The 10,358-nt window shown below is 59.7% G+C and carries 10 protein-coding genes; 6 read left to right on the plus strand and 4 right to left on the minus strand.

Annotated features, from left to right (window positions below; all coding sequences use genetic code 11):
- The first annotated feature begins 42 nt into the window (after positions 1–42).
- Together Q3981_RS09460 and Q3981_RS09465 are read left to right on the plus strand one after the other, a co-directional pair.
- Positions 43–897 carry a bifunctional methylenetetrahydrofolate dehydrogenase/methenyltetrahydrofolate cyclohydrolase gene (locus tag Q3981_RS09460; protein WP_303125632.1) on the plus strand — a complete coding sequence of 285 codons (855 nt, stop codon included), beginning with the start codon at positions 43–45 and terminating at the stop codon, positions 895–897.
- Positions 897–1,289 carry a DUF3017 domain-containing protein gene (locus Q3981_RS09465; protein ID WP_303125634.1) on the plus strand — a complete coding sequence of 131 codons (393 nt, stop codon included), beginning with the start codon at positions 897–899 and terminating at the stop codon, positions 1,287–1,289. Before Q3981_RS09460 ends, Q3981_RS09465 begins: the two co-directional genes overlap by 1 nt.
- A gap of 47 nt (positions 1,290–1,336) precedes the next feature.
- Here Q3981_RS09465 and Q3981_RS09470 read toward each other — a convergent pair whose 3' ends face one another.
- Positions 1,337–2,950, minus strand: a complete 1,614-nt coding sequence (locus Q3981_RS09470) for a cellulase family glycosylhydrolase (RefSeq protein ID WP_303125635.1) — start codon at positions 2,948–2,950, stop codon at positions 1,337–1,339.
- Positions 2,951–3,100: 150 nt separating this feature from the next.
- On the opposite strand from Q3981_RS09470, the gene Q3981_RS09475 reads away from it, so the two are divergent.
- Both Q3981_RS09475 and Q3981_RS09480 read left to right on the plus strand, forming a co-directional pair.
- The gene (locus Q3981_RS09475) at positions 3,101–3,652 is read left to right on the plus strand and encodes a GNAT family N-acetyltransferase (protein ID WP_303125638.1); all 552 of its coding nucleotides are present in this window, start codon (positions 3,101–3,103) and stop codon (positions 3,650–3,652) included.
- Positions 3,653–3,678: 26 nt separating this feature from the next.
- Positions 3,679–5,064, plus strand: a complete 1,386-nt coding sequence (locus Q3981_RS09480; protein WP_303125640.1) for a glutaminase — start codon at positions 3,679–3,681, stop codon at positions 5,062–5,064.
- A gap of 6 nt (positions 5,065–5,070) precedes the next feature.
- Here the strand turns inward: Q3981_RS09480 and Q3981_RS09485 are convergent, their stop codons facing one another.
- Genes Q3981_RS09485 through Q3981_RS09495 form a run of 3 tightly spaced genes read right to left on the minus strand, consistent with a single transcriptional unit; the run spans position 5,071 to position 7,684 of the window.
- Positions 5,071–5,976, minus strand: a complete 906-nt coding sequence (locus Q3981_RS09485) for a metal ABC transporter permease (protein WP_303125642.1) — start codon at positions 5,974–5,976, stop codon at positions 5,071–5,073.
- Entirely contained in the window at positions 5,973–6,704 is a 732-nt protein-coding gene (locus tag Q3981_RS09490) for a metal ABC transporter ATP-binding protein (RefSeq protein ID WP_303125644.1), read from the minus strand. The genes Q3981_RS09485 and Q3981_RS09490 overlap by 4 nt, the downstream gene beginning before the upstream one ends.
- Complete coding sequence (locus Q3981_RS09495) at positions 6,704–7,684, minus strand: metal ABC transporter substrate-binding protein (RefSeq protein ID WP_303125647.1); 981 nt, start codon at positions 7,682–7,684, stop codon at positions 6,704–6,706. The genes Q3981_RS09490 and Q3981_RS09495 overlap by 1 nt, the downstream gene beginning before the upstream one ends.
- Before the next feature lie 304 nt (positions 7,685–7,988).
- Here Q3981_RS09495 and Q3981_RS09500 point away from each other — a divergent pair, with 304 nt between their 5' ends.
- The gene (locus tag Q3981_RS09500) at positions 7,989–8,762 is read left to right on the plus strand and encodes a metal-dependent transcriptional regulator (RefSeq protein ID WP_303125650.1); all 774 of its coding nucleotides are present in this window, start codon (positions 7,989–7,991) and stop codon (positions 8,760–8,762) included.
- A gap of 363 nt (positions 8,763–9,125) precedes the next feature.
- Positions 9,126–10,001 (plus strand): YsnF/AvaK domain-containing protein, encoded by an 876-nt coding sequence (locus tag Q3981_RS09505; protein ID WP_303125653.1) that lies wholly within the window; start codon positions 9,126–9,128, stop codon positions 9,999–10,001.
- Positions 10,002–10,358: the final 357 nt, after the last annotated feature.

Genomic DNA, 10,358 nt, shown 5'->3' on the forward strand with positions numbered 1-10,358 from the left:
GAACCCGGAAACGAGAATAAGCGGGTTCGTTATACTGTCGGCATGGCTTCTTCGCTTGATGGACGTTTGTACCGCTCGGAGATCATCGAGGATCTCACCCGTCGTGTCGCAGCGTTAAAAGATGTTGGTTACCAGCCGGGTTTAGGCACAGTGCTGGTTGGTAATGATCCCGGCAGCCAAGCGTACGTCCGCATGAAGCACAAGGACTGCGAGCAGATCGGCATCCGTTCCATTCGTAAGGATCTCCCGTCGGATATTTCCCAGGAGGACCTCTCTGCCGTTATCGATGAGCTCAATGCCGACGATGCTTGCACCGGCTATATTGTGCAGCTCCCGTTGCCGAAGCATCTGGACGAAAACGCCGTGTTGGAGCAGATTGACCCGGAGAAAGACGCCGATGGCCTGCATCCGGTGAACTTGGGGAAGCTGGTGCTGAATGAGCCGGCCCCGCTGCCGTGTACGCCCAATGGCTGCATTCATTTGTTGCGACGTTTCGGTGTGGAACTCAATGGCGCGAAAGTCATCATTATCGGCAGGGGGATTACGGTTGGCCGGCCGCTCGGCTTGATGCTGACCCGTCGAAGTGAGAACAGCACGGTGACCCTGTGCCACACGGGGACAAAGGATGTGGCGGCCGAGACTCGCGCCGCCGACGTCGTTATTGCCGCAGCCGGTAAACCACACATGCTCACCGCTGACATGATTAAGCCCGGTGCAGCTGTGTTGGATGTGGGTGTTTCTCGTGTCGACGGTAAGCTGACCGGCGACGTTGCGCCCGATGTGTGGGACAAAGCAGCGTGGGTGAGCCCGAACCCCGGGGGCGTCGGGCCCATGACGCGTTCATTCCTGATGGCGAATGTGGTGGAACGCGGTGAGCGTTTGGCGGGGATAGCTTAATGAGCGGCGCAGGGAAGACACCCATTCCCGACGCATACGTGAAGTGGGGGAACCACCTGAGGGGGACCACCTCGCAGAAGTCGATGCTGTCGAATCCTCACGACGGGGACTTCGTCTCCCGGATCCCGTTGGTGTACCAGCGTATCGCGGTGGCCTTATTCGTGGTCGGGATGTCAGTTGCCGCGCTCTTCGTCGCGTTCGAGCACTGGCGTCGGGGGTCGTTCGTGATGGGGGCCAGCATGGTGTGGCTGGCCATCGCCCGGGCGACATGCGATTCGGAAACGCTCGGCGTTCTCTCCGTCCGATCCCGGCGCTTTGACGTCGCGTTTTGTTTCGGAGTGGGCCTGGTGGTGCTGTACTTAGCCGTGTCGATGGACGCGATGGCCGGGTAGCCCGGCCGCGTCATCTAAACCGGCCGAGCCTCTCGGCCTCTCAACACCTATTTCGGCGTAATCGTGATCCGCACGTTCTTGTCGTGCGCCGTGACATGCACCGTCGTGCCGTCCTTGGCTACCTCAGCCGTTCCACCTTCAACATTGATGCTGAACCCGTTGGGGTAGTTCACGGTAGGAACGACCACCTCGCTGGTGATGTCCTTATCGAACGTCCCTTTACCGTCCACGCGATCCGTCGTCCAGCTGGCCGTGTAGGTTTTTGCCTTCGGATCCCAGTTTGTCGACGTCGGCGTTCCAGCAGCTGCACGGAGGTGCGGAGCGGCAACAATAGCGAGCTTGTCCTTGTTCACAGCGTCGGCAGTGACGGGTCCACCGACGGTCGGATCAGCGACAATTCCCTGTTCCTTCTGGTTTTGGGTGGTCGGATCGTCACATCCGCAGTAGGACCAGTACTGCCATCCGGTGAGGTGCTGGCGGGCCAGGTTAGTCACGCCGAGCAGGGTGTCGGCGTCGTCGGTCGCGCCGAATTCGGAGAGCAGCGTCGCCGAATTGTTAGCCGCGGATACCTTGTCGGCATTGTTAAAGGTGATGCCGTCGGGGATGGTGCATCCGGTGTACGTGCCGGCGATGGCATTGGTCGGGCAGTACACGTGCCAGCTGAGCGCGGTTCCCGCAGATGCCGGGACTCGCGGCGCCGTCGGGCGAGTGTTGAAGCCCATGTTCCACATGGAGTAGGGCTCGTAGTGAACGATCGCCTGGGGGTCGGCGGCGGTGATGGAATCCGCGGCCTTTTGGTGGAGCGCGTCGAGGTGCTGGGTGGCCGCCCCACAATCACCGAGGGCGAGGTAGCACAGTGGGTAGGCGCTGCCGGGCCACGGCTCATTCATGATGTCGTACCCCATCATGCCTGGTAGCGAGCCCATTTTCTCAGCGACGTGCTTCCACATGGCGGCGTAGCGGTCTTGCAGGCCAACGCCACCGGGGCCGGGCTTGTTCGTCAGGAAGTTGTCGTAGGCGCGGATCAGGCCGATATTGACCGCTTGGTTAGTCGGGAAGCCGACTTTCAGAAGGCTCGGCAGGCCATCGTCGATAACCGCCCAATCCGGGGCGAACTCGCCTTCGAACTTCTCGTTGTACATGTCCTGGTGAGCGTCGATCAGCGTCATGATGCCGCGTTTGCTCAGCATTGTGACGGTGTTCGCGATGGAGTCCAGGTAAGCGTCGTCGTACTGTCCCGGTTCCGGTTCGACAGCTTTCCAAATGATGCCCAGGCGGACGGAATCAAAACCTTCCTTGGCCAGCCAGTCGGCGTCGTCCTCGTTGAAGCCACCGGCTTCGGCGGTGTACGGCGGGTGTTTGTACACCATGTTGACGCCCTGGGTGAGGACCGCGCGACCACTGCCGTCGGTGTACCATTTCCCGCTTTGCCCGATGTGCCCTCGGGCGGTGATGGACGCCGGTTCCTGTTGGCTTCCGGCGAGTGCCGTGCGTGGTATCAGAGTCATTGCCGACGCCACCAGCACGGCGGCTGCGATGATGGCGAACAGTGCGCGACTATGTGTTGCCAATAATCCACGGGTACGTGTTGCGAACGATGCGCGGTGTGGCGCGGGGGAGCTGCTCGGGCGGGGGAGTGCGCCCGGGGAATGAGTTTTCATAGTTGTTATCGTACTGTGCGCGTGTGTGGTTCGGTGCACCAGAATGTGGGTAGTGGAAGGGCTCACGAGCGGGCGTTAGGGTAGGGACGTTGTGCTTAGGCGGTCGGCCCGCGAGCACGTCGCTTTATCGATGAGGAGGTTAAAAGAAGAATGGCAGGGGTTTCACACGTTTCAGGCGCTTCCCGTGGTTCAGCGGTTTCCCGTGGTGACGAGGATGTGACGATCCGGCGTGCTCAGGAGGAGGATAGGGATTTCCTGATCCGCATGAATCACTTGACGGAGACGTGGGGCGATGAGGACGCTGCCCAGAAGCGGGACTTTTCCGAATCCGACCGTCACTACGTCGGCAAGTGGACACCTGACCAGGGCGGAGTGATTGCGGTTCGGGATGATGAGCCGATTGGTGCGGCGTGGTTGCGTACGTTTACCGCGGAGGATCCGGGGACCGGTTTCGTGGAGGAGAAGTACCCGGAGGTGGCCATTGCTCTGGCACCAGGTCACACTGGCGGGGGCCTCGGCCGTCGTTTATTGACGGCTGCGCTGGAGCAGGCGCGGGATGATGGGCGCCTCGGAGTGAGTTTGTGTGTAGAGAAGGGCAATGACCGTGCCCAGGCCTTGTATGAGAAACTTGGTTTCCGCTACGTGACGACGAGGGAGTCTGAGGGTAGTACATACACGGTGATGGTTCACACCTATGAATGATCGATGAATGATCGGAGCAAAACTCTATGAAATCCATGGTCACTGATTATTTGGACGAGGTTCTCGAGGACGTTCGCCCAGGTGATCGGGGTGCTCCCGCGAGCTACATTCCGGAACTGGCCAATGTTGACCCCGAGAGATTCGGTGTCAGCTTGGCGACGATCGACGGCAAAGTGTACGGCTCGGGCGATACGGAGACCGAGTTCACCATTCAGTCGATCGCGAAGCCCTTTGTGTATGCGCTCGCCCTGGAAGACCGTGGTTTTCGCGATGTCTTGAAGCGTGTCAGCGTGGAACCGTCCGGTGAGGCTTTCAACGAGGTGTCCCTGGACGAGGAGGGTCGCCCGCTCAATCCGATGATTAATGCGGGCGCGCTGACGACGCATTCCTTGGTGGGCGGCGACGATTGGACCCAGGGGCAGCGCCTTCAGCGGATCATCGACGGTTTGTCGGCCTTCGCAGGCCGTCGGCTGCAGGTCGATGAGCGGGTGTGCGGTTCAGAGCTGGACCACGCCCACCGGAACTTGTCCATCGCCCACATGCTCCGCAGCTACGACATATTCCCCCAGGACCCGCGCGTGATCGTGGAGGGCTACACGCGGTCCTGCTCTCTTCTGGTATCGACGCGGGACCTGGCGATCATGGCCGCGACCTTGGCGAATAAGGGCATCAACCCGATCACCGGTGAGAAAGTGGTGTCGGGTCGCGTGGTCCGCCAGGTGTTGAGCGTCATGACGACGTGCGGCATGTATGATGCTGCGGGCGACTGGGTGACCCAGGTCGGCATCCCGGCTAAGTCGGGCGTCGCGGGTGGTTTGATCGGCGCGTTGCCTGGTCAGATTGGGGTGGCGACGTTCTCGCCTCGGCTGGACGAACATGGCAATAGTGTGCGCGGTGTCCGTCTGTTTGAGCGGATGTCCCGGGACATGGGGATCCACCTCATGGAGGTTCCGCCGTCGGTGCAGACGGTGATCCGGAACACGACGGTGCTGGTCCAGGACCTGACTGACGACGAAAAGGCGCAGGGGGTGAAGCCGCAAAAGATCAAGGTCTATTCGATCCAGGGGAGTTTGCGTTTCGCCGGTGCAGAGAAAATTGTCCGCGAGTTCTCTAGCACGACGATTAAAGAGCCGGCTGTGGCCCTGGACCTGACCGATGTTCACGCGTTGGATGGGGTCGCGCGGCGCATGATTCTGGAGGTGGCGCGTCGGTTAACTCTGGACGGGAAGCGCGTATATCTGATCGACCCGGCCGATGTTATTCCGAAGCCTGACCCCGGTGATGGTGGGCAGGTCATTGTGGTCCAGGATCGCGCGGAGCTCAGGGCCCACCAGCCTGAGAAGCGTAAGAAAGGGAAGAAGGGTAAGGCCGCCAAGTCCGCTAAGAAAGGGAAGAAGGGGACGAAGAAATAGCCGACGTTAGGCTTGTTGAGCCCGGTGCCGCACACGCGATACCCAGTGTTTCGTCGCAAATACGACCATGAATGTGCAGCCCTGCACGACGACGATCGTGCCTCCGCTGGATACGTCGGTCCAGTAGCTGATTAGCAGGCCGGTCATGGCGGTCACCCAGCTGATAACCGGCGTCCAGATGAGCGTGCTGCGCATGCGCGCGAAAATGAGAAGGCTGATCGCGCCGGGTGTGATCAGCATGGCGACAACGAGGATCACGCCCACTGCCTGCATCGACGCCACAATGACGAGCGCGAGCATGGTCAGCATGAATCCATGCATGAGTGTGGGATTGATGCCGAGCGACCGGGCGTTGATCGCGTCGAAACTCCAAAGAGTAATGTCCCGCCGTTTAATCAGGACAAGTGCCGACGCAAGCAGCGCGATGACGACAACCTGGATGAGGGCGGATTGCCGCACACCCAGGAGATTTCCGAAAAGGATGGAGTGCAGGTCGGTTGTCGACGGCGTCATGGAGATGAGTACCAGACCGAACGCGAAGAATGTGGTGAAGACGATGCCGATGGCGGTGTCGTCCTTGAGGTTCGTTTTCCCGCGGATGGTTCCGATAAGGCCGACGGTGAGCAGTGCGGCGATCAGCGCGCCGATAGAAAACGGGATGCCGAGGATGTAGGAGATCACGACGCCGGGGAGGACGGCGTGCGAGATCGCATCGCCTAAGAGCGACCATCCCAGCAGGATTATCCAGGCGGAGAGAAGTCCGGTGCACAGTGCCGTCACGGATGTGACGATGACAGCGCGCCGCATGAAGCTATAGGTGAATGGTTCGATAAACGCTGATGCGAGTGATGCGTGGATCGGTGCGCCAGAAAACGTGTCAGGGAACGCGCCGGTTAACGCAAAGGGGTTCATTCTGCGTCGCCGTCCTTCCTCATATCCTCCATCAGGGCGGTCCCCAACAAAACGCTGGGTGACGCGGCGAAGAGCGTGTCGTCCGGAGCCCCGTCGCTAATAATTGTTTTTTGTAGGACAACAATCCGATCCATCGAGCGAAGCGTGCCGAGGTGGTGCGTCGAGAGCAGGATGAGTGCGCCGCGATCGCGCCGGGCGGTGAGCACGCGGAACAGCACTTCTTCGGTGTCCTGATCAACGCCGGCGAAGGGCTCGTCCAAGATGAGGATCGGCGCCTGGGTGGCGAGTGCACGGGCGATGAAAACGCGCTTCTTCTGCCCTCCGGAGAGCTGCCGGATGGACCGGGGGGCGTAAGCGGTCATTCCTACGCTGGCCAGGGCCTCGTCGGCAGTGGTTTTGTCGTCGCGAGTGGGGTGCCGGAATGCGGTGAGGACAACGTCGCGCACGGTCATGGGGAAATCCCAGTTCACGGCCTCGGTTTGCGGCATGTAGGTGATGCGCCCGTCGACGGTCAGGGTGCCGGTGGTGGGGCGCAGTTGGCCGGTGATGGCGTTGAATAGCGTCGATTTGCCGGCGCCGTTCGCCCCGATGATCGCGGTCATGGTTCCGGGGAAGAATGACGCGGTGACGTCGCGCAGTGCGGTCACCGGTTCCCCCGAGTTGTGCGTGTAGGTCACTCCGAGATTATCGACGCTGACCAGGGGTTTTCGCGGTGTTTCGGCCTGCATTAGCTGGTGAGTCCTTTGCTGATGGTGTCGGCGTCGTACCGGATGAGATCTAGGTAGGTGGGGACGGGGCCGTCTTGGTCGGACAGTGAGTCGACGTAGAGGATGCCGCCGTCTTTTGCCCCGGTGGCGCGGACGATTTGTTCGCGGGGGCCGGGGTCCACGGTGGATTCGCAGAACACGGCGGGGACCTGGTGTTCGCGCACGAACTCCTCGGTCTCCTTCATGCGTTGTGGGGTGGCTTCGGTTTCTGCGTTGACGGGCCAGATGTAATGCTCGGTGAGCCCGACGTCTTTGGCGAGGTACGAGAAGGCTCCTTCGCAGGTCACGAGCGCACGTTTGTCCTTGGGCACGGTCTCGAGGTCGGCGCGGAGATCGTTGCCGATGGTGTCCAGCTTGGCGGAGTACTTCTTCGCGTTGTCGTTGTAGTCGTCTTTGTGGTCGGGGTCGATCTCCCCGAGGGCCTTCGCAATGGTGGTTGCGTACTTCTTCACGTTGGTAGGACTCATCCACGCGTGGGGGTTGTCTTCGCCGCTGGCTTCGCCGTCGGTGATGGGGAGCGGCTCAATCCCATCCGTGGCGACGACGCGTTTGGCGTCGGAATTGCTGGTGAGCTTGTCCAACCAGTGCTCGAGCCCGAGACCATTGGAGATGATGAGGTCCGCTTTTGCTGCCGATTTGAGGTCCGACGGGGTGGGGTCGTAGCCGTGGATTTCGGTGCCGGGCTTGGTGAGTGAGCTGACGTTGACGTGGTCACCCGCGACGTTCCGGGCGATGTCGGCCAGGACCGTGAACGTTGCCAAGACGTCTTTCTTTCCGTTGTCATCGTCGGAGAGTGCGCTGCAGCCGCTGGCGGTGAGTCCGACGACGAGCGCGGCGGCGATGGCGGGCAGGATTTTTGCGTGTCGACGCGGGTGTTTGGATGCGGTGGATCGTGAGCGCGGATTATGCGTCGGGGAGGAGGGGCCGAGTGAGGGAGCCATGTGAATCCTTACGTTCGGGTGTTAGTTCTTAGTTTTCGGTTGTCGGTTCTTGGGGATCGGAGACGCGATGGATATGCCCGTTTATCAGGGATTTAGTGGGAGTTACAGCCCGGATATACCAACCCCCTGAATAAAAAATTCATCACATTCATTATAAAAGTTCAATGCAATGTATTTTCAAACTGGGGAAACCTTATGTCCACCCGCCGAAGCTGTCAAGGGCCTTGGTTCGGTGGCCCTAGTTTGATAGCTCCGTGTGGCAGCCCCTAGCTTGATGTGCTGGTCACCTAATACGATGAGGGGCATGCACGTTTCTGATTTGCCGGACCGCACCCAGGACTACTTGAAGGTGATTTATGACCTGGGCGAGTGGAACGCGGGCCCGGTCACGTCGACGCGGATCGGCGAAGTCCTAGGGCAGAAAGCGTCGACGGTGTCAGAGGCGTTGAAGCGGCTGGTGCAGCAGGGGCTCATTGTTCATGAGGCGTATAAGCCCATCGAGCTCTCCTCAACCGGGCGACCGTTGGCTTTGCAAATGGTTCGTCGGCACCGCTTGTTGGAGATGTATCTGTGCGAGTGCGTCGGTTATAGCTGGGATGAAGTTCATGACGAGGCCGAGCACCTCGAGCATGCCGTGTCGGACACGTTTGTCGAGCGTATCGCGGCTCTCATGGGCAATCCCACGCGCGATCCGCATGGCGATCCCATCCCGGATAAGGAGGGTAACGTCGCTGAGACCGATCCTGGCTTGCCGTTGGATACCGCGCTGGAAGGCGACGTTGTGCGGATTGTGCGCATTGCTGACCGCGACTCGGGCCTTTTGCGTTACTTAGCGACGAAGGGAATCGTGCCAGGGGTCGATGTCGTCGTTTTGCCACGTCCTTATGGCGGGATGATGAATATCCGGCTCGTGGATGAAGGGGAGGGCGGTTCTGGCGCGGGCGGTTCTGGCGCGTCGAGCGGGGGCGCCTCTGCCACTTTCAGCGCAGCGAACGCCTCCGTGCCAGCGGGTACCGAAAATGGGGCTGATATAGCAAGCATCAGCGCAGCGTCGGCAAGGGACATCAGGGTCAAATAGGTGATGGGGTGCAGCCCCCGTCGGCAAGAAATCTTTCGGGGGTGCAGGTAAATCCGTTAATTGTTACTTGATCGTTATGTCGTGCTTATAATCCCTGTTAGGGACCTTTTAGCGCTAGTTTAAAAGCTGCAGATTAGTAGCAAAAATGCCCCTTTTTGCCGCGATATGGTAGCGGAGCTGAGCTAAGCCAACTAATGTGAGTTGTGTTCGGTACGCGAAAGCGTTCAGGCAACCTAACGTAGATTGACGTGCTCGTTATTGAGGGTGTTTCCCATCGCGGTTATGTCCTTTGTAGCACGCCCGCTGCGTTGTTTTAACAGTTTTATTAGATATATTGCGTAACTATCAGTAAAGGAGATTTACGTGGCTGATCAGAAGTTCATTCAGGCCGTGCTCGAGTCCACCGCTTTCGACAAGAATGGTGACAAGGTTGGCAAGGTTGGCCAGCTTTTCGTCGACAGCAATAGCGGTGAGCCGACGTTCGTAGCCGTGAACACCGGACTGTTTGGTCGCAATAGTTCCCTCGTCCCGCTGGCTGGCGCCAAGCTGAACAACGAGGAACTCCATGTTGCTCACACCAAGGATGAGATCTCGGACGCTCCGAACATCTCGGACACCGACGAAGGTCTGGAGCCCGAGGAAGAAGAGCGCCTGTACAAGCACTACGGCTTGACGACGCAGGACTCCGCTCAGACTCAGACCTCTGACCGCGGAAACGCTGCTCAGGCTGGTACTGCTGCTGGCACCGGCGCTGCTGCCGGAACCGCTGCTGGTACGACGGGTCGTCGTGAGGAGACCGCGAAGAAGACCTCCGCTGAGACCAAGAAGACCGCTGACACTGGCAAGAAGCCTGCTACCTCCGACGACGGTTCCGTGATCCGTTCCGAAGAGCAGCTCAACGTTAACAAGGAGAAGGTTGCCTCCGGCCGTGCTCGCCTGCGCAAGTACGTCGTCGAGGACACCGAGACCGTTGAGGTTCCGGTCAGCCGCGAAGAGGTTAAGGTTGAGCGCGAGAAGCTCTCGCCGGAGGAAGCCAAGAAGCTGGGCAACACCCGCATTGGCGAAGAGAACGCCGACGTTGTGCTCCACGAAGAGCAGGTCAACGTTGACAAGGAAACCGTGCCGGTGGAGAAGATCAACCTGAACAAGGAGACCGTCACCGAGAAGCAGAAGGTTTCCGAGGATCTGAAGAAGGAACGCGTCGAGTTCCAGGACGAGACCAAGGACGGCAAGAAGTAGTCCAAGTGGACTATTAGTCCGCGAGGAGCTATGGGCCCGTGAGCTTATGGGTTCACGGCGCTCGGAGGATTAGTGTTAGACAAACGGCGTGCTTACCAGCGTGGTAGGCGCGCCGTTTGTTGTGTCTGAGGGGCTTTAACTCTGCTTTGCGATGGTGTTTGGGGGTTCGGGGTCGCGCGCTGGAAAACTGCTGGGGTATATCGGGGTCGGTTGTGAAAACTGCTGGGGGATATGGCCAATTTTTGGCGATTTTTCGCCCATATACCTCCGCACTTTTATTTGGACCGCAGATCCCCCCGCAGTTTTCGAGCTCAGGCGCAGAAACCTATAGACATTCCTCGCCAACTTGTCTCGATC

The sequence above is a fragment of the Corynebacterium sp. genome (assembly GCF_030530965.1).
Classification (GTDB): Bacteria; Actinomycetota; Actinomycetes; order Mycobacteriales; family Mycobacteriaceae; genus Corynebacterium.

Excerpts from the sequence above, each read along its gene's own strand:
- Q3981_RS09460 (WP_303125632.1), top strand. The coding sequence starts at position 43 with ATGGCTTCTTCGCTTGATGGACGTTTGTACCGCTCGGAGATCATCGAG.
- Q3981_RS09465 (WP_303125634.1), top strand. The coding sequence starts at position 897 with ATGAGCGGCGCAGGGAAGACACCCATTCCCGACGCATACGTGAAGTGG.
- Q3981_RS09470 (WP_303125635.1), bottom strand. The coding sequence starts at position 2,950 with ATGAAAACTCATTCCCCGGGCGCACTCCCCCGCCCGAGCAGCTCCCCC.
- Q3981_RS09475 (WP_303125638.1), top strand. The coding sequence starts at position 3,101 with ATGGCAGGGGTTTCACACGTTTCAGGCGCTTCCCGTGGTTCAGCGGTT.
- Q3981_RS09480 (WP_303125640.1), top strand. The coding sequence starts at position 3,679 with ATGAAATCCATGGTCACTGATTATTTGGACGAGGTTCTCGAGGACGTT.
- Q3981_RS09485 (WP_303125642.1), bottom strand. The coding sequence starts at position 5,976 with ATGAACCCCTTTGCGTTAACCGGCGCGTTCCCTGACACGTTTTCTGGC.
- Q3981_RS09490 (WP_303125644.1), bottom strand. The coding sequence starts at position 6,704 with ATGCAGGCCGAAACACCGCGAAAACCCCTGGTCAGCGTCGATAATCTC.
- Q3981_RS09495 (WP_303125647.1), bottom strand. The coding sequence starts at position 7,684 with ATGGCTCCCTCACTCGGCCCCTCCTCCCCGACGCATAATCCGCGCTCA.
- Q3981_RS09500 (WP_303125650.1), top strand. The coding sequence starts at position 7,989 with ATGCACGTTTCTGATTTGCCGGACCGCACCCAGGACTACTTGAAGGTG.